A 16,911-nucleotide genomic window follows, 5' to 3' on the forward strand; every position below is an offset into this window, starting at 1 on the left:
GTCAGTGGTACGGAAGCAGCGCATGGACACGGTAGCCGCCGCCCGGCGCCGGACCGGCGGACACGGCGCCGCCGTGCAGCCGGGCGCGTTCCGCCATGCCGATCAGTCCCTGCCCGCCCGGGCGGGGCTCGACGAGGGCCGCCGCGCCGCGACCGTTGTCGACGATCTCCACCTCCACGCGTTCGGGCAGCCATGCGAGGCGGACACGGACGTGGGCGCGGGGGCCGGCGTGCCGCAGCACGTTGGTCAGCGCCTCCTGCACGATGCGGTACACGGTCAGGCCCGTGCCCGCGGGCAGGTCGCGCCGCGGACCGGTGACCGTGAACTCGACGTCGAGCCCGCCGCCCCGCAGATCGGCGATCAGCTCGTCGAGGTCGTCCGGCCCGGGTGCGACGCGGAACTCGCGGGGTCCGTCCTCGCGCAGCACCGCCAGCAGCGAGCGCATGTCGCTCAACGCGCGCCGGCCGGTGTCGGCGATGGCCGTCAGCGCGGACACGGCCCCCTCGGGGTGCTGCGGGGCGGCGTACCGGCCACCGTCGGCCTGGGCGATCACGACGGTCAGCGAATGCGCGACGATGTCGTGCATCTCCCGGGCGATGCGGGTGCGCTCGCCGAGCGCGGCGAGCTCGGTCTCCTTCTCCCGTTCGAGTTCGAGAAGGCGGTTGCGCTCGCTGAGGTTCGCCATCTCCTCCAGGCGCAGATTCCGGATACGCCCGAACGCCCATGCCCCGGCGAGGAATACGACCACGAACACCGCGGACACGGCCATGCCGAGGGCGGAGCGGTCTTCGATGTTCCCGAGGTAGCGGATGCCCGCGAGGGCACCGCCGGCGACCGCCGCGGCGAGGCCGAGGGTGCTCGCCCACCGCGGGCCGTAGGCGGCGAGGGCGTAGACCGCCGCCGGGACGGCCACCGGGGCGACGGGGCTGACCGTCGGCACGGTCGCCAGGTGCACGAACGCGGCGGCGGCGACCACGGCCGTGGCCGGCACCACCCGGGTGCGCCGCCACGCCAGCGGCACGCTCAGGACGAGCACGAGGACCGCGTCCCACCAGCCGGGCTCGGAGGTGGCGACGACGAGCAACCCGAAGGCGGTCAGCAGAGCGGCCAGGACCGCGTCGATGGTGCCGGTGTGGGTGCCGCTCCACCGGTACCACCGCTCGAGGCGAGTGGGGGCGGGCACGGCGCGGCCGTCAGCCCAGCAGCTTCCGCCGCAACGCGTCGTCCTTCTCGAGCACCATCTGCTCGAGGCCCGCCTGGAACTGCTCCATCCGGCCCCGCAGCGCGGGGTCGGCCGCGCCGAGGATACGGGCGGCGAGCAGGCCGGCGTTGCGGGCGCCGCCGATGGAGACGGTCGCGACAGGCACCCCGGCAGGCATCTGCACGATCGACAGCAGCGAGTCCATGCCGTCGAGGTACTTCAGCGGGACGGGCACGCCGATCACCGGGAGCGGGGTCGCGGAGGCGACCATGCCCGGAAGGTGGGCGGCACCACCGGCGCCGGCGATGATCACCTTGATGCCGCGTCCGGCGGCGTCGCGGGCGTAGTCGAGCATGCGCTGCGGGGTGCGGTGGGCCGAGACGACCCCCACCTCGAAGCGGATGCCGAACTCGACGAGCGCCTCGGCGGCGGCCTCCATCGTCGGCCAGTCCGAGTCGCTGCCCATGATCAGGCCGACCTGTGCTCCGTCAGTCACCGTGAGAATCCCATCCGTCGGTCCACACTCCGTGCGAGAGCCAGTGCGCCGCGCGTTCCGCGCGTTCGCGCACCGCCGCCACGTACTGCGGGTCGTCGATCGACCCGGACGCGTCCCCGAGCACGTTGACGTGCCCGATCTTGCGGTCCTTGCGCTCGCCCTTGCCGTAGAGGTGCACACGCACGTCGGGCATCCGGGCGAACAGGTGGTGCAGCCGCTCGTCCATGCTCATCGCGGGCGCCTCGGGGGCGCCGAGGACGTTCGCCATCACCGTCACCGGGGCGATCGGTGACGTGTCGCCGAGCGGGTAGTCCAGCACCGCGCGCAGGTGCTGCTCGAACTGCCCGGTGCGGGCGCCGTCCATGCCCCAGTGCCCGGAGTTGTGCGGCCGCATCGCGAGCTCGTTGACGATCAGCTCGCCGGTCTCGGTCTCGAACAGTTCGACCGCCATGACTCCGACCACACCGAGCTCGGCGGCGATGCGCAGGGCCAGCTGCTCGGCGCCGGCCTCGATGTCGGCCCGCAGGTTCGGGGCGGGCGCGATGACGACGGCGCACTGCCCGTTCAACTGCACGGTCTCGACCACGGGCCAGCTCGCGCCCTGCCCGAACGGCGAGCGCGCGACCATCGCGGACAGCTCCCGCCGCCACGAGACCTTCTCCTCGGCGATGAGCGGCACCCCGGCCGCGAGCTGCTCGGCGACGATCCGCTGCGCCTCGTCCACGTCGTCGGTGATCCACACACCGCGACCGTCGTAGCCGCCGCGCGCCGACTTGATCACGACGGGCCACCCGTGCTCGTCGCCGAACGCGGTGAGGTCGTCGACCGAGGTGAGCTCGGTGAACGGCGGCACCGGGGCACCGAGCTCCGCGAGGCGCCGGCGCATCGCGAGCTTGTCCTGCGCGTAGATCAGGGCCTGCGGCGGCGGCTGCACGCTGACGCCCTCACGCTGGAGCACCTCGAGATGCTCGGTGGGCACGTGCTCGTGGTCGAAGGTCAAGGCGTGGACGCCGGTCGCGGCACTGCGCAACGCGTCGAGATCGGTGTGGCTGCCGAGCACCACGTCGGGGCTGACCCGCGCGGCCGGATCGTCCGGGCTCGCGGCCAGCACCCGCAGGGTCTGGCCGAGCGCGATCGCGGCCTGGTGGGTCATCCGGGCGAGCTGGCCGCCGCCGACCATCGCGACGACCGGCATACCGGTGGGCAGCGTGCGGGGAGGGTGCGAAGGGGCGTCGCCGGCCGCGGAGGCGGGAGTCGCGGCGGCCGAGTCCGGGGGTGTAGCGGTCACGGCTCACCATGGTGTCACAGCGGGCGGCGGGCGCGGCGCCGCGCTCCCGCGCGACACCCCGTCGTTCCTGTGGTAAAGCTGATAAACCGCCCGCGGGTTCGTGTGTTCGGATCCCGGTTTCGTAGACTCGTCCGGGTGTCTTTCGTCGATGCTGCCGTGAACCGAGTCCCCGAGCCTCTGCGGGGCCTGTTGCTGCGGCACCACGAGTTGATCAAGTTCGCGATCGTCGGCGGCACCACCTTCGTCGTCGACTCGGTCATCTTCTACACCCTCAAGCTCACGGTGCTCGAGGAGAAGCCGGTGACCGCCAAGGTCATCGCCGGGGTGATCGCCGTGATCTGCTCGTACGTCCTCAACCGGGAGTGGTCGTTCAAGAACCGGGGCGGCCGGGAGCGGCACCACGAGGCGCTGCTGTTCTTCGCCGTCAGCGGCATCGGCGTGGTCCTCAGCTTCATCCCGTTGTGGATCTCGAGCTACGTGTTCGACCTGCGGGTGCCGAACGTCAGCCTCACCATGGAGAACATCGCCGACTTCGTCAGCGCCTATCTCATCGGCAATCTGCTGCAGATGATCTTCCGGTTCTGGTGCTTCCGCCGTTTCGTGTTCCCGGAGGAGATGAACCCCGGCGGAGACGACATTCCCGAGCACGAGGAACTCGCCGAGGAAGGCCTGGGACACTCCTGAGTCCGGTCCCCGCCGCCGCGGGTCAGCCGAATCCGGTCCCCGCCGCCGCGGGTCAGCCGAATCCGGTCCCCGCCGCCGCGGGTCAGCGTGGTTCCCGGATCCCCGCGGGGGCGGACTCGTCGCGGGTCGAGCCGAGGAACAGGGCGAACAGGGCGGGCCGCCGGCGTTGCAGTTCCAGGCGCCCGCCGTCGGCCTCGGTCAGGGCACGGGCGAGCGCGAGGCCCACCCCGGTCGAGCCGGTACCCGAGAAGCCGCGGTCGAAGATGTGCGGGGCCAGCTCGTCGCTGACGCCGTCACCCTCGTCGGTCACCTCCACGCACACGGTCGATCCGCCGCCGTGGGTCGATACCCGCCGCACGGACACCGTGCACGTTCCACCGCCGTGCATGAGGGCGTTGTCGACCAGCACCGCGACGGCCTCGCGCAGCCGGGATCCGGTCACGCGGCTGCGCAGCGACGGATCCCCGCTCAGCAGCAGTTCCCGGCCCGCCTCCTTGTAGGGCCCCCGCCAGTCCGCGATCACCCCCGCCAGCTCCCCCACGACGGACACCTCGGTGCGCAGCTCGGAGCCGCTGTTACGGGACGCGCGGACCAGCTCGTCGATGGCGGTGGTGAGCCGGTCCACCTGGCGCATCGCCTCCTCCGCCTCCTCGACGACGGCCGGGTCGGCGTGGGTGGACAGCTCGTCGAGGCGCAGCCGCACCGCGGTCAGCCGGGACCGCAACTGGTGCGAGACGTCGCCGACGAGGGCGTGCTCCCGCTGCAGGCGCCCGGCGATCTCCACGGTCGCGGCGTCGAGGACGTCCGAGACGCGGTCGAGTTCCGGGATGCCGTGCCGGCGTGGATCGGGCCGGAAGTCGCCCTCGGCCAGCCGGCGGGCCCGCGCCGCGACGTCGCGCAGAGGGTCGGCCAGCCGCCGCGCGGTGACGACGGCGACGACGGCGCCGACGGCCATGGACAGCAGCACCAGCAGCGTCACCCCGACCAGGACCTGCCGCTGCAGCAGGCGCATGTCCTCGGACGGCGCCTCGAGCCGCAGGGATCCCGACGTTCCCATCGACAGGGACTCGACCAGGGGGTTCGGGACTGCGGCGGCGCCGATGTCGAGGCGGGCCGCGGCGTCCTCGGGGGTCGGGTAGACGACGAGGAGGCGGCCGCCGTCGGGAACGACGAGCCGCAGCGAACTGGTGTCGAGGCCGCCGACGACCAGGCCGTCGGCGCCCTCCTGGGCGATGATCTCCGCGGACATGCGGTCGAGCCGGTCCTGCAGGTCCCTGCGCGCGGTGTCCTCGACGAACAGCCAGGCGGTGTAGGCGAGCGGGACTCCGAGCAGCAGGGCCACGAGCAGCGAGCCCGCGAGGACCGCGAACAGGATTCGGCGGCGCACTCCGGTCCCGTCAGTCGGTGTTCAGGCGGAAGCCGACGCCGCGGACGGTGGCGATGCGCCGCTCCCCGGCCGGGCCCTCGTCACCGATCTTGCGGCGCAGCCAGGACATGTGCATGTCGAGAGTCTTGGACCCGCGCAGGTCGGCGTCGCCCCACACCTCCTGCAGGATCACGTCCCGCGAGACCACCTGGCCGGCGTGCTCGAGCAGCACCCGCAACAGTTCGTACTCCTTGTTGGCGAGGGTGACCTCGGAGCCGTCGACGAGCACGCGCCGGGCCGCCCGCTCGAGCCGGATCCCCGCGACCTCGACGATGTCCTCGGGCTCGCCGCCGCCACGGCGGCGCAGCAGCGCCCGGACCCGGGCCATGAGTTCGGCGAGCCGGAAGGGCTTGCCGACGTAGTCGTCGGCGCCGGCATCGAGGCCGACGACGAAGTCGACCTCGTCGGTACGGGCGGTGAGCATCAGGACGGCGAGGTCGGAGCGGTGGGCCCGGATCTGCCGGCACACCTCGAGGCCGTCGATGCCGGGCAGCCCGAGGTCGAGGATGAGCAGTTCGTAGTCACCGGACAGGGCCCGTTCGAGCGCGGCGGGACCGGTCTGTTCGACGGTGACGTCGTATCCCTCCCGGCCCAGCGCCCGGGACAGGGGCGCGGCGATGGCTTCGTCGTCTTCGGCGAGCAGGACTGCGGTCACGGATCCAGCGTACGGATCGGCACCGGCCGTCCGGCGCGTTACCAGGCTTTGCGACTCGGCCCGTCGGGTCGGGGTTCCCGGTCCCGCGCCGGGTCGGCGTGGAACGCCTGCTGGTACAGCAGGGCATGCACGCGCTGCACGTCGGGGATGTCGTCGAACTCGAGCGGATCGTCGGCCGCGGAGACGATGACGAGGGTGCCGGTGCGCAGGATCCGGTCCAGCAGGCCGTGCCGGAACTGCACGTTGCTGATGCGGCCCATCGGGATGTCGATGCCGGAGTGGGTGAGCACGCCCTGCCGGACGAGCACCCGCCGGTCGGTGACGATGAAGTGGGTCGACAGCCAGCTCACGAGCGGCGCCAGGCACTGCCACGCGAGGATCGCCGCCCACAGCACCGCGAGCACGATCGTCAGCGTGCTCGCGGTGGAGCCGTCGAGCCGGGCCTGGCTCAGGCCGAGCAGGAATCCCGCGAGCGCGGTGGCGACCAGGAAGATCGCCGCCGGCACGATGAGCATCTTCCAGTGCGGGTGCCGGTGCAGCAGCAGCCGTTCCTCGGGGGCGAGGGCGTCCTCCGGGTATCCCATGCCGGACACGATGGCACAGCCGCGGCGCCGGGCGCCCGCGCCGGGTCAGGACACCGGGCGCAGGTGGGTGATGTCCCCGGCCGACACCGCGATCGGCTCGCCACCGTCGTCCGGGGTGATGACGATGCGGCCCTGCTCGTCGATGTCGACCGCGACGCCGTGCAGTTCCGTGTCGCCCGGCAGGACCGCCCGCACCCGGCGGCCGAGCGTGCCGCACCGGTCGCGGTAGGCAGCGGCCAGCCCGGCGACGTCCCAGCCCGCGACGTACCACTGCTCCCACCGGCGGCCGAGTTCGCGCAGCAGGGCCTCGGCGAGTGCGGTGCGATCGAGTTCGGTCGCCCCGGCGAGCGCGAGCGACGTCGCGGTGGGAACCGGCAGCTCGTCCTCGGTGAGCGAGACGTTGAGGCCGATGCCCACCACCACGACGGGCTCGGGGTGGGTGCCGGCGACCTCGGCGAGGATGCCGGCCACCTTGCGGCCCTCGACGAGCACGTCGTTGGGCCACTTCAGTTCGGCGTCCACTCCGGTGACCGAGCGGATCGCGTCGACGGTGGCGATGCCGGCCAGCAGCGGCAGCCAGCCCAGGTCGGCGAGGTCGATGCCGGGCATGCGCAGCAGCACCGAGACGATCACCTGGGCGCGGGGAACACCGGTCCATCCACGCGAGTGCCGGCCCCGGCCGCCGTGCTGGAACTCGGCGAGCAGGACGCGGCGGTCGGCTCCGGGTTCGCGGGCGGCCGCGAGCAGGTCGGCGTTGGTCGAGGCGGTCTCGGTGACGACGTCGAGGCGCCGGTAGAACGCGTCGGGGTCGGCGCCACGCACGAGCGCGGCGCGCAGCCGGGCGGCATCCAGCTCGCGCCGCACGGGCGCGGGGTCGACGGGCGGGCGCTGCGGTTCGGGTTCGGTGGGCATCCGCACAGCCTAGGATGGGCAGCGAAACGTACTCGCCGGTAGCTTCAGTTCAATGATTCAACACAAGCGGGGCCTCGGTGCGCGATCGCTGACTGACGCTCGCTAAGCTAATGGGCCATGACCACTGTCCAGGAGCCGTCCGCGCCCGAGGCGGCGAGTACGCCCGATATCCACACGACTGCCGGCAAGCTGGCGGACCTGCGCAATCGCCAGGCTCAGGCTCAGGCCCCGAGCGGTGAGGCCGCCGTCGAGAAGGTGCACGCGAAGGGCAAGCTGACCGCCCGCGAGCGCATCGAAGCGCTGCTCGACGAGGGCTCGTTCGTCGAGCTCGACCAGCTCGCCCGGCACCGCAGCACCAACTTCGGCCTGGCCGAGAACCGCCCGGTCGGCGACGGCGTCGTGACCGGCTACGGCACCATCGACGGCCGCGACGTGTGCGTGTTCTCGCAGGACGCGACCGTCTTCGGCGGCAGCCTCGGCGAGGTCTACGGCGAGAAGATCGTCAAGGTCATGGACCTGGCGCTCAAGACCGGCCGCCCGCTGATCGGCATCAACGAGGGGGCGGGCGCGCGCATCCAGGAGGGTGTCGTCTCGCTCGGCCTCTACGGTGAGATCTTCCACCGCAACGTGCAGGCCTCCGGGGTGATCCCGCAGATCTCGCTGATCATGGGCCCGGCCGCCGGTGGACACGTCTACTCCCCCGCCCTGACCGACTTCGTGGTGATGGTCGACCAGACCAGCCAGATGTTCGTCACCGGTCCCGACGTCATCAAGACCGTCACCGGTGAGGACGTCACCATGGAGGATCTCGGCGGCGCGCACACCCACATGGTCAAGTCCGGTGTCGCGCACTACGTCGCCGACGGCGAGCAGGACGCCCTGGACTACGTCAAGGACCTGCTGTCCTACCTGCCGAGCAACAACCAGGCCGCCGCGCCGCGCACCGAGCCGACCGACCCGATCCTCGGGTCGATCGAGGAGTCGCTGACCGAGGAGGACATCGAGCTCGACACGCTGATTCCCGACTCGGCGAACCAGCCGTACGACATGCACGAGGTGATCCGTCGCCTCCTCGACGACGACGAGTTCCTCGAGGTCCAGGCCGAGCGCGCCCAGAACATCATCGTCGGCTTCGGCCGCGTCGACGGCCGGTCCGTCGGCATCGTCGCCAACCAGCCGACCCAGTTCGCCGGCTGCCTGGACATCGACGCGTCGGAGAAGGCCGCGCGCTTCGTGCGCACCTGTGACGCGTTCAACGTCCCGATCGTCACGCTCGTCGACGTGCCGGGCTTCCTGCCGGGCACCGAGCAGGAGTACAACGGCATCATCCGCCGCGGCGCCAAGCTGCTGTACGCGTACGGCGAGGCCACTGTCGGCAAGATCACCGTCATCACCCGCAAGGCCTACGGCGGCGCGTACGACGTGATGGGCTCGAAGCACATGGGCGCGGACGTCAACCTGGCCTGGCCGACCGCGCAGATCGCCGTCATGGGCGCCTCCGGTGCCGTCGGCTTCGTCTACCGCAAGCGCCTGCTCGAGGCGGCCAAGAACGGCGAGGACGTCGACGCGCTGCGCCTCGAGCTGCAGAACGAGTACGAGGACACCCTGGTGAACCCGTACGTCGCCGCCGAGCGGGGCTACGTCGACGCGGTCATCCCGCCGTCGCACACCCGCGGGCAGATCGTGGCGGCCCTGCGGCTGCTCGAGCGCAAGATGGTCACGCTTCCGCCGAAGAAGCACGGGAACATCCCCCTCTGACGGCCGCACGGCCGAGACCATCCCGGCCGGCTCGGGTCCTTCCGAGCCGGCCGGGCCACGACCCCACGAGAGGGACGACATGACTTCGAACGCGCAGCGATCCCGCTCCCGCGTCCTGCCCACCGGCTCCGGTAGCCTCCCGGGAGGTGTGTTGTGACTGCGGTAGCTGAGGAGAAGACCATCATCGACACCGAGGTGACCGAGGTCGCGGCGGCCGAGGAGGCCCCGGCGGCGGCGCCGGCGGCCGAGACCGCCGCTCCCGAGGCGGCCGCGGCGATCCGGATCGTCAAGGGCCGGCCCTCGGACGTCGAGATCGCCGCGCTGGTGGCGGTGCTCGCCGCGGCCTCCGGGTCCGCCGCCCCGGCAGCGGACGACCGCCCGCGCGAGACGTGGGGCGACCCCACCCGGATGCACCGCCGGACGGCGCCGTTCTCGCCGTACTCGTACCCGAACCTGGGCTGATCATGGCGAGGCTGGTGCTCGCGTCGGCGTCCCCGGCCCGGTTGTCAGTGCTGCGGTCGGCCGGCGTCGCGCCCATCGTGCGGGTGTCCGCGGTGGACGAGGATGCGCTCGCCGCCGCACTCGGTCCCGGGGCACCGCCCGCGGTGGTGGTCACCGAATTGGCTCGCGCGAAGGCGGCGGACGTGGTGCCCGGCCTGGTCCGGGACAGCCTCGGCGACGACACCCTCGTCGTGGGCTGCGACTCGATGCTGCTCGTCGACGGGCAGTTGCAGGGCAAACCGGGGACGGTCGAGGTGGCGCGCGAGCGCTGGCGGGCGATGGCGGGACGCAGCGCCGACCTGCTCACCGGGCACAGCGTCCTGCGCCTGCGGGACGGCGAGGTCGTCGCCCAGGCCGCCGACCACAGCAGCACCACCGTCCACTTCGGCCGCCCCACCGCGGACGACCTCGAGGCGTACCTGGCCAGCGGCGAGCCGCTGCAGGTGGCGGGGGCGTTCACGCTCGACAGCCTCGGCGGCTGGTTCGTGGAGCGCATCGAGGGCGATCCCTCCTCGGTGATCGGGATCGGCCTGCCGCTGGTGCGTCGGCTCCTGGCCGACGTGGGGGTGTCGGTGGCGCGGCTGTGGGCCGCGAACACGGCCGAAAGCCCTTCAGTTTAGGCTTGCCTTGCCTTAGCATCGGGGCATGAGCGATTCCCGTGCCCTGCCCATGTCCGAGCGCGACTCCGCACACCTGCCCGGCCACTGGCTGCTCGCCCGGCTCGGCAAGCGCGTGCTGCGCCCCGGAGGCGCGGGGATGACCACCCGCCTGCTCGTGGATGCGGACATCGAGGGCAGCGACGTCGTCGAACTCGCGCCCGGCCTCGGCCGCACCGCGCGGGAGATCCTGGACCTGGCGCCGCTGTCGTACACCGGCGTCGAACACGACGAGGCCGCGGCCGAGCTGACCCGCGCCGCGATCGGCGACCGCGGCCGCTGCGTCGTCGCGGACGCCGCTGCCACCGGCCTCCCCGACGCCGGCGCCGACGTCGTCGTCGGGGAGGCCATGCTCACCATGCAGACCGACGCGGCCAAGGCGCGCATCGTCGCCGAGGCCGTGCGGACGCTGCGCCCGGGCGGCCGGTACGCGATCCACGAACTCGCCCTCGTCCCCGACGAGCTCGGCGATGCGGTGAAGACGGAGATCCGGCAGGGCCTGGCCCGTTCCATCAAGGTCAATGCCCGGCCGCTCACCGTCGCCGAGTGGCGAACCCTGCTCACCGAGGCGGGCCTGAGCGTCGACGTCGTGCGGCTCGCCCCGATGGCGCTGCTGCAGCCCGCCCGGTTCGTCGCCGACGAGGGCGTCGTCGGCACCCTGCGCTTCGTGCGCAACGTGCTGCGCGACGGCGACGCCCGCACGCGGGTGCTGGGCATGCGCGCGACGTTCACGACGTACCGCAGGTCGATCGCGGCCGTGGCGATCGTCGCGACGAAGCCGCGGTAGCCTGCGGTCGTGAGCCCCGCCGCCGCGCCGCAGCCCGAACCCGCGACCCCCGCCCTGTCGTATCTCGCCGACGTCCGCGACGCCGTCGAGCCCTACCCCGACCGGCCGCGCCCACAGCGCGTCCTCGTGGCCGAGGGCGCCCGCGTGGTGATCTTCGCGTTCGACGCCGGGCAGGAACTGCGCGAGCACACGGCCGCGTTCCCGGTGTTGCTGCAGGCCCTCACGGGCCACCTGCAGGTCACCGCCGACGGGCGCACCGTGGATCTCGAGCCCGGCGGGGTGGTGCACATGACCACCCGCCTGCCGCACGCGGTGCGGGCCGTCGAGCCGTCCCGGCTCATGCTGACGATGCTCGATCCAGCTGCGCGCTGAGCGCCGCCGCGATCGCGGCCGCCTTCGCCTTGGCCCGGTCCGCGTTCGCGCCGGCGAACAGCGCGTCGACGCTGTCCGTCCACAACCGCACCCAGCGGTCGAAGCGCGCCGCGCCGAGACCGTGCTGCCGGTGCAGGGCCGTGTGCACCGGAACCAGCCGGCCCCGATAACGGCCGGTGCCGAACAGGACCTGCTCCCAGAAGTCCCCGACGACCGGCAGGTGCTCGTCGAGACCCACGACGGCCAGCGTCGCGAACGCCGCCTCGAGGTCCGGATCCGTCAGCGCCCGGTCGTAGAACCGGCGCAGGAGCCGATCGATGTCGGCGCGCGTCGCGAGGTCGGTCGGGGCGGACGGGGAGCGCAGCACGTGTCCCGACGGTACCGCCTAGAATCGACGGCGCACCTCGTCGTCACCGGATTGCCGATCACCGAACTGTCACCACTGCCTCAGGAGCCACCTGTGCCCGTCGCGCCCGACGCCAACCCGTCCTTCGCCGCCTACGCCGATCCGACCCGCCTGGTGTCGACGGAGTGGCTGTCCGCCCATCTGGGTGCGCCCGAGGTGAAGGTCGTCGAATCGGACGAGGACGTGTTGCTCTACGACGTCGGCCACATCCCCGGCGCCGTGAAGATCGACTGGCATCTCGACCTCAACGACCCGGTCACCCGCGACTACATCGACGGCACGCGGTTCGCCGCCCTCATGGACCGCAAGGGCATCCGCCGCACCGACACGGTCGTCGTCTACGGCGACAAGTCCAACTGGTGGGCCGCGTACGCGATGTGGGTGTTCACCCTGTTCGGCCACGAGGACGTGCGCCTGCTCGACGGCGGCCGCGACGCCTGGATCGCCGAGAACCGCGACACCACCCTCGACATCCCGGTGAGCACCACCACCGGCTACCCGGTGGTCGAGCGGGACGACGCCGCGATCCGGGCGTTCAAGGACGACGTGCTGGACCATCTCGGCAAGGGCCCGCTCGTGGACGTGCGTTCCCCGCAGGAGTACACCGGCGAGCGCACCCACATGCCGGACTACCCCGAGGAGGGCGCCCTGCGCGGCGGCCACATCCCCACGGCCGTGTCCATCCCGTGGGCCCGCGCGGCGGCGCCGGACGGCCGGTTCCGGTCGCGCCCCGAGCTCGAGGAGATCTACGCCGACATCGCGCCGGACTCCGACGTCATCGCCTACTGCCGCATCGGGGAACGGTCCAGCCACACCTGGTTCGTGCTGACCTACCTGCTCGGCTACCAGCACGTGCGCAACTACGACGGGTCGTGGACCGAGTGGGGCAACGCGGTGCGGGTGCCGATCGTCAAGGGCGAGGAGCCCGGAGAGGTGCCGGCCCGGTGACCCTGCCCGCTCCCCTCGCCGAGATCGTCGACGATTTCGCTGCCGTCGAGGGCCAGGACAAGCTGCAGCTGCTGCTCGAGTTCAGCCGGGAACTCCCGCCGATCCCGGCCGAGCTCGAGGAAGCGGCGATGGAGCCGGTCCCCGAATGTCAGTCGCCGCTGTTCCTGTCGGTCGATACGGCCGACCGGGAGCACGTGCGGCTGCACTTCAGCGCGCCCCCCGAGGCCCCGACCACCCGCGGATTCGCATCGATCCTGCATCAGGGGCTCGACGGTCTCAGCGCCGAGCAGATCCTCGAGGTGCCCGACGACTTCTACTCGGCCCTCGGGCTGGCCGACGCGGTCAGCCCGCTGCGCCTGCGGGGAATGAGCGCGATGCTGGCGCGCATCAAGCGGCATCTGCGTTCCTGAGATGCCATGGAGTTCACCGAACTCGAGGACTACCCCATCCCGGCGGGTGTACTGACCGAATGGCTGCCGTGCGTCGCAGCGGATGCCTGGAGCACCGATCCGCGACCGGTGTCGTACGTGCACGAGGCACATCTGCGGCGCACCGCGGGCAGCCGGTACGGCGACGTCCCGGACGCGTGGCTGGGCACCGCCTTCGAGGTCGCGGGACGCCTCGAGGAGGAGCCGTTCCGGCGCGCCCTGGAGCGGTGGATCGACCGGCACGAACCGCTGCGCAGCCAGGTCGTCCTGAGCGGTGACGGCGCCGTCGGCTCCGGCGGCGTGACCCGGCGGACCGCGCCGCCGGGCGCGGTGTCGGTCCGATACGTCCGGCACCTGCCGTCCGCCCCGGACGACATCCGCGAGCACCTCGAGCAACTGCTGGCCGACTGCACCGAGCCGCACACGTGGCCGGCGTATGTCTTCGCCACCCTCGAGCCCGAGGACGGGGACGCGTCCGCGGCGTCGTTCACGGTGTTCTTCGCCGCCGACCACGCCGTCGCCGACGCCTACTCGGTCGTGCTGGTCGCCCACGAGATCACGGCCCTGTACGAGCAGGAACGGTCCGGCCGGCCGGCCGGACTGTTCCCCGTGGGCAGCTACATCGACTTCGGTGCCGCGGAGCGGGCGGACGCCGCCGATCTGGCCGGCGAGCACGAGGCCGTGCGGATCTGGCGGGAGGCCCTGACCGCCGGCGGCGGCGCGATGCCCGAGTTCCCGTTGCCCCTCGGCCCCCGGCCGGCCGGTGCGGTGCCGCAGCGCCGTCTGTCGACGCGGATGCTCGACGACGACCGGGCCAACCGCTTCGCCGCCCGCTGCCGGGAGGCCGGGCACGGCTTCTTCGCCGGCACGCTCGCGTGCCTCGCCCGCGCCACGGTCGAGCTCGCCGGGGTCGACCGGTTCCGGACGATCGCGCCGTCCCACACCCGCAGCGGTCCGATGTGGGCCGGGGCCCTCGGCTGGTTCGTGGGGCTGCGCCCGGTCGACATCGATGCGGCCGGGGCCACGGACTTCGCGACGCTCACGGCGCGCGCGGGCGCCGAGCTGCGCCGCACGCGGGCGAGCGCCCGGGTGCCGTTCGACCTGGTCGGCGAACTGCTCGAGGTACCCATGCGACCGCGATTCCTGGTGTCCTACATGGACGTTCGCTTCGTCCCCATGGCCGCGCAGTGGCCGCAGTGGAACGCCCGGACGCTGCGCAGCCGCAGCTACACGCACGACGTGTTCCTGTGGTTCAACCGCAGCCCGAAGGGAGTGAACCTGGCGGGCCGGTTTCCCGACACGCCGACCGCCGCGGCCAACGTGCCGTCGTTCGTCGAGCGGGTCCGGGAATTGATGCACGAGGCGAGCGAGGGCCGCGAGTGGGACACGCCGGAACACGGGAACGAGGGCGCTTCCGCTACCGGCCGGTAATGTTGCCGGGTTCCGGGCGACCCGTAGGGTGTAGGGGCTATCCGGTTACATCGTCTATCGGATTGGCGCCTACACTCCCAGAGACGGCAATAACCTAACGATCGATCAACAGGAGGCTCCGTGCCCAGTCATGCCAGCGCGCACATCACGAAGGTGCTCGTCGCCAACCGCGGCGAGATCGCTGTGCGGGTCATCCGAGCCGCCAAGGATGCCGGTTACGGGAGCGTGGCCGTCTACGCAGAACCCGACGCCGACGCCCAGTTCGTGAAGCTCGCCGACGAGGCATTCGCGCTCGGTGGCCAAACCTCCGCCGAGTCCTACCTGGTGTTCGACAAGATCCTCGACGCCGCCCGCAAGTCCGGTGCCGACGCGATCCACCCCGGCTACGGCTTCCTGTCCGAGAACGCCGACTTCGCGCAGGCCGTGATCGACGCCGGTCTGATCTGGATCGGCCCCTCCCCGCAGGCCATCCGCGACCTCGGCGACAAGGTCACCGCGCGGCACATCGCCGAGCGCGCCAAGGCACCCATGGCCGCCGGCACCAAGGATCCCGTCAAGAACGCCGACGAGGTCGTCGAGTTCGCGAAGCAGTACGGCGTGCCGGTCGCGATCAAGGCGGCCTTCGGTGGTGGCGGCCGCGGCATGAAGGTCGCGCACACCATCGAGGAGATCCCCGAGCTGTTCGAGTCCGCGACCCGCGAGGCCATCGCCGCCTTCGGCCGGGGCGAGTGCTTCGTCGAGCAGTACCTCGACAAGGCGCGCCACGTGGAGGCGCAGGTCATCGCCGACCAGCACGGCAACGTCATCGTCGCCGGCACCCGCGACTGCTCGCTGCAGCGCCGCTTCCAGAAGCTCGTCGAGGAGGCCCCCGCGCCGTTCCTGACCGACGAGCAGCGCCGCCGCATCCACGAGTCCGCCAAGGCCATCTGCCGCGAGGCCGGCTACTACGGCGCCGGCACGGTCGAGTACCTGGTCCAGGGCGACACGGTGTCCTTCCTCGAGGTCAACACCCGCCTGCAGGTCGAGCACCCGGTCACCGAGGAGACCGCCGGCATCGACCTGGTGCGCCAGCAGTTCCGCATCGCCAACGGCGAGAAGCTCGAGCTCACCGAGGACCCGGCCCCGCGCGGGCATGCGTTCGAGTTCCGCATCAACGGTGAGGACGCCGGCCGCGGCTTCCTGCCGGCCCCCGGTCCGATCAGCGTGTACCGCGAGCCCTCGGGCCCGGGCGTGCGCGTCGACTCCGGTGTGGTGCAGGGCGACGTCATCGGCGGCCAGTTCGACTCGATGCTCGCCAAGCTGATCGTCACGGGCGAGACCCGCACCCAGGCCCTCGAGCGTGCTCGCCGCGCCCTCGCCGAGTTCGAGGTCGACGGCCTGGCCACCGTGATCCCGTTCCACCGGCACATCGTCGAGCACCCCGCCTTCGTCGGGGACGGCGAGAAGTTCGACGTCTACACCAAGTGGATCGAGACCGAGTGGGAGAACACCGTCGAGCCGTACACCGGCGGTGGGGTCGCCCCCGAGGACGAGGACGAGGCGCTGCCGCGGCAGAACGTCGTCGTCGAGGTCGGCGGCCGCCGCGTCGAGGTGTCGCTGCCCGGCCAGTTCACCCTCGGCGCCGGTGGCGGTGCCGCCGGTGGGGCGCTCCGCAAGAAGCCGAAGCCGCGCAAGCGGGGCGGCGCCCACGGCGGCAAGGCCTCCGGTGACGCGGTGACCGCGCCGATGCAGGGCACCGTCGTCAAGGTCGCGGTCTCCGAGGGTCAGGAGGTCGCCGAGGGTGACCTGATCGTGGTGCTCGAGGCCATGAAGATGGAGAACCCGGTCAACGCGCACAAGGCCGGCGTCGTCACCGGCCTGTCGGTCGAGCCCGGCGCCGCCATCACCCAGGGCACGGTGCTCGCCGAGCTCAAGTAGCAGTTCCGCCTGCGACGGCGCGCCCCGCGAATCCTCGGATTCACGGGGCGCGCCGTCGTTCGTTCCGGGACTAGGGTGGTGATATGGCCGATTCACCGGAGGTCCGTATCGGCACGGCCGAGCGCGAACAGGCCCAGCGCCTGCTCGGCGAGCACTTCGGTGCCGGTCGCCTCACCCTCACCGAGTTCGAGGACCGCAGCGGCCGCATCGCCGCCGCCGTCACCCGCCGCGATCTCGCGGTCCTGTTCACCGACCTGCCCACCGTGACCGGCCGGGCCGACGGGCACCGGCGCGGGTGGTGGCTTCTGGTCCCGGTGGTGGTCCTCGGACTGGTCGCGTTCTACCAACTCCTGGAACCGAACGTGTGGATCATGACGGGCGCGACGGTCGCCGCCACCGTCGCCGTCCTCGCCGTCCGAGCCCGCGGCGGACGACCGCGCACGGCCGAGCCGGCCTTTCTC

General features: G+C 72.2%; 19 protein-coding genes. 11 read left to right on the plus strand and 8 right to left on the minus strand.

The genetic code is table 11. From position 1 onward, the window contains the following. Nucleotide 1: 1 nt before the first annotated feature. Genes G6039_RS31180 through G6039_RS02415 form a run of 3 tightly spaced genes read right to left on the minus strand, consistent with a single transcriptional unit; the run spans nucleotide 2 to nucleotide 2,892 of the window. Nucleotides 2-1,183: a sensor histidine kinase gene (locus G6039_RS31180; RefSeq protein ID WP_043801443.1), complete on the minus strand. Its 1,182-nt coding sequence runs from the start codon at nucleotides 1,181-1,183 to the stop codon at nucleotides 2-4. A gap of 10 nt (nucleotides 1,184-1,193) precedes the next feature. Beyond that, nucleotides 1,194-1,697, minus strand: a complete 504-nt coding sequence (purE, locus tag G6039_RS02410) for a 5-(carboxyamino)imidazole ribonucleotide mutase (RefSeq protein ID WP_006939559.1) — start codon at nucleotides 1,695-1,697, stop codon at nucleotides 1,194-1,196. After that, the gene (locus tag G6039_RS02415; RefSeq protein WP_202917709.1) at nucleotides 1,690-2,892 is read right to left on the minus strand and encodes a 5-(carboxyamino)imidazole ribonucleotide synthase; all 1,203 of its coding nucleotides are present in this window, start codon (nucleotides 2,890-2,892) and stop codon (nucleotides 1,690-1,692) included. Before G6039_RS02415 ends, purE begins: the two co-directional genes overlap by 8 nt. 228 nt (nucleotides 2,893-3,120) lie before the next feature. Between G6039_RS02415 and G6039_RS02420 the strand changes: the two genes are divergently transcribed. After that, a complete protein-coding gene (locus tag G6039_RS02420) occupies nucleotides 3,121-3,669 on the plus strand; it encodes a GtrA family protein (protein ID WP_043801440.1) in 549 nt (182 codons plus the stop codon). 82 nt (nucleotides 3,670-3,751) lie between these two features. Here the strand turns inward: G6039_RS02420 and G6039_RS02425 are convergent, their stop codons facing one another. The 4 genes from G6039_RS02425 to G6039_RS02440 are packed head-to-tail and all read right to left on the minus strand — an operon-like array spanning nucleotide 3,752 to nucleotide 7,246. Then, nucleotides 3,752-5,056, minus strand: coding sequence for a sensor histidine kinase (locus G6039_RS02425; RefSeq protein ID WP_006939562.1), 1,305 nt, complete (start codon nucleotides 5,054-5,056; stop codon nucleotides 3,752-3,754). Between the two features lie 10 nt (nucleotides 5,057-5,066). Next, entirely contained in the window at nucleotides 5,067-5,750 is a 684-nt protein-coding gene (locus G6039_RS02430; RefSeq protein ID WP_006939563.1) for a response regulator transcription factor, read from the minus strand. A 38-nt stretch (nucleotides 5,751-5,788) separates the two neighbouring features. After that, nucleotides 5,789-6,334 (minus strand): PH domain-containing protein, encoded by a 546-nt coding sequence (locus G6039_RS02435; RefSeq protein WP_043801438.1) that lies wholly within the window; start codon nucleotides 6,332-6,334, stop codon nucleotides 5,789-5,791. Between the two features lie 45 nt (nucleotides 6,335-6,379). Further along, a complete protein-coding gene (locus G6039_RS02440) occupies nucleotides 6,380-7,246 on the minus strand; it encodes a biotin--[acetyl-CoA-carboxylase] ligase (RefSeq protein ID WP_043801435.1) in 867 nt (288 codons plus the stop codon). Nucleotides 7,247-7,363: 117 nt separating this feature from the next. On the opposite strand from G6039_RS02440, the gene G6039_RS02445 reads away from it, so the two are divergent. From G6039_RS02445 to G6039_RS02465, 5 genes are all read left to right on the plus strand, one after another. Then, complete coding sequence (locus G6039_RS02445) at nucleotides 7,364-9,004, plus strand: acyl-CoA carboxylase subunit beta (RefSeq protein WP_006939566.1); 1,641 nt, start codon at nucleotides 7,364-7,366, stop codon at nucleotides 9,002-9,004. Between the two features lie 153 nt (nucleotides 9,005-9,157). Continuing rightward, nucleotides 9,158-9,466, plus strand: coding sequence for an acyl-CoA carboxylase subunit epsilon (locus G6039_RS02450; protein ID WP_006939567.1), 309 nt, complete (start codon nucleotides 9,158-9,160; stop codon nucleotides 9,464-9,466). A gap of 2 nt (nucleotides 9,467-9,468) precedes the next feature. Then, complete coding sequence (locus G6039_RS02455; RefSeq protein WP_029544651.1) at nucleotides 9,469-10,125, plus strand: Maf family protein; 657 nt, start codon at nucleotides 9,469-9,471, stop codon at nucleotides 10,123-10,125. 25 nt (nucleotides 10,126-10,150) lie between these two features. Next, on the plus strand, nucleotides 10,151-10,948 hold the full coding sequence (locus tag G6039_RS02460) for a class I SAM-dependent methyltransferase (protein ID WP_029544653.1): 798 nt from the start codon (nucleotides 10,151-10,153) through the stop codon (nucleotides 10,946-10,948). 9 nt (nucleotides 10,949-10,957) lie between these two features. Beyond that, nucleotides 10,958-11,320 (plus strand): cupin domain-containing protein, encoded by a 363-nt coding sequence (locus G6039_RS02465; RefSeq protein WP_006939570.1) that lies wholly within the window; start codon nucleotides 10,958-10,960, stop codon nucleotides 11,318-11,320. Here G6039_RS02465 and G6039_RS02470 read toward each other — a convergent pair. Further along, complete coding sequence (locus G6039_RS02470; RefSeq protein ID WP_029544655.1) at nucleotides 11,286-11,687, minus strand: group III truncated hemoglobin; 402 nt, start codon at nucleotides 11,685-11,687, stop codon at nucleotides 11,286-11,288. The two genes, G6039_RS02465 and G6039_RS02470, sit on opposite strands and share 35 nt — an antisense overlap. Nucleotides 11,688-11,780: 93 nt before the next feature. Between G6039_RS02470 and G6039_RS02475 the strand changes: the two genes are divergently transcribed. From G6039_RS02475 to G6039_RS30235, 5 genes are all read left to right on the plus strand, one after another. Continuing rightward, complete coding sequence (locus G6039_RS02475; RefSeq protein ID WP_029544657.1) at nucleotides 11,781-12,674, plus strand: sulfurtransferase; 894 nt, start codon at nucleotides 11,781-11,783, stop codon at nucleotides 12,672-12,674. After that, the gene (locus G6039_RS02480; protein ID WP_006939577.1) at nucleotides 12,671-13,084 is read left to right on the plus strand and encodes a SufE family protein; all 414 of its coding nucleotides are present in this window, start codon (nucleotides 12,671-12,673) and stop codon (nucleotides 13,082-13,084) included. Before G6039_RS02475 ends, G6039_RS02480 begins: the two co-directional genes overlap by 4 nt. A 6-nt stretch (nucleotides 13,085-13,090) precedes the next feature. Then, nucleotides 13,091-14,533 (plus strand): condensation domain-containing protein, encoded by a 1,443-nt coding sequence (locus G6039_RS02485; protein ID WP_043801431.1) that lies wholly within the window; start codon nucleotides 13,091-13,093, stop codon nucleotides 14,531-14,533. Between the two features lie 120 nt (nucleotides 14,534-14,653). Continuing rightward, entirely contained in the window at nucleotides 14,654-16,450 is a 1,797-nt protein-coding gene (locus tag G6039_RS02490; RefSeq protein ID WP_006939582.1) for an acetyl/propionyl/methylcrotonyl-CoA carboxylase subunit alpha, read from the plus strand. A gap of 83 nt (nucleotides 16,451-16,533) precedes the next feature. Then, a partial coding sequence (locus tag G6039_RS30235; RefSeq protein WP_206530651.1) for a DUF1707 SHOCT-like domain-containing protein occupies nucleotides 16,534-16,911 on the plus strand: 378 nt, incomplete at its 3' end.

Source organism: Rhodococcus aetherivorans, from assembly GCF_011058165.1.
GTDB lineage: Bacteria > Actinomycetota > Actinomycetes > Mycobacteriales > Mycobacteriaceae > Rhodococcus > Rhodococcus aetherivorans.

Coding starts and splice junctions, on each gene's coding strand:
- G6039_RS02460 (WP_029544653.1), top strand. CDS start 10,151: ATGAGCGATTCCCGTGCCCTGCCCATGTCCGAGCGCGACTCCGCACAC.
- G6039_RS02455 (WP_029544651.1), top strand. CDS start 9,469: ATGGCGAGGCTGGTGCTCGCGTCGGCGTCCCCGGCCCGGTTGTCAGTG.
- G6039_RS02415 (WP_202917709.1), bottom strand. CDS start 2,892: ATGCCGGTCGTCGCGATGGTCGGCGGCGGCCAGCTCGCCCGGATGACC.
- G6039_RS02485 (WP_043801431.1), top strand. CDS start 13,091: ATGGAGTTCACCGAACTCGAGGACTACCCCATCCCGGCGGGTGTACTG.
- G6039_RS02445 (WP_006939566.1), top strand. CDS start 7,364: ATGACCACTGTCCAGGAGCCGTCCGCGCCCGAGGCGGCGAGTACGCCC.
- G6039_RS02435 (WP_043801438.1), bottom strand. CDS start 6,334: ATGGGATACCCGGAGGACGCCCTCGCCCCCGAGGAACGGCTGCTGCTG.
- G6039_RS02440 (WP_043801435.1), bottom strand. CDS start 7,246: ATGCCCACCGAACCCGAACCGCAGCGCCCGCCCGTCGACCCCGCGCCC.